Below are 341 nucleotides of genomic sequence, written 5' to 3' on the forward strand. Positions count from 1 at the left end.
GTCGTCGTCGCCGGCGGCATGGAGCGGATGACGAACATGGGCACGGCCGGAGCGACGAAGGGGCTGGCCGGCGCGGCCGACGACCTCTACGAAGTCCGGTCGGGTGTCACCTTCCCAGGTGCGTACGCGCTGATGGCACGGGCCTACTTCGACGAGTACGGCGGCACGCACGAGGATCTGGCTCACATCGCGGTCAAAAACCACGACAACGCGCTCGTCAACGACCACGCCCACCTCCAACAGGAGATCACGGTCGAGGAGGCACTCGGAGCCCCCGAAATCGCATCTCCCTTCACGCTCTATGACTCCTGTCCGATCAGCGACGGGGCGTCCGCGCTCGT

General features: G+C 66.3%; 1 protein-coding gene. It reads left to right on the forward strand.

Going from position 1 to position 341, the window contains the following annotated elements; translation table 11 throughout:
• A partial coding sequence (locus C476_RS16815) for a thiolase family protein (protein ID WP_008015187.1) occupies positions 1-341 on the forward strand: 341 nt, incomplete at both ends.

It is taken from the genome of Natrinema limicola JCM 13563 (assembly GCF_000337475.1).
GTDB lineage: Archaea > Halobacteriota > Halobacteria > Halobacteriales > Natrialbaceae > Natrinema > Natrinema limicola.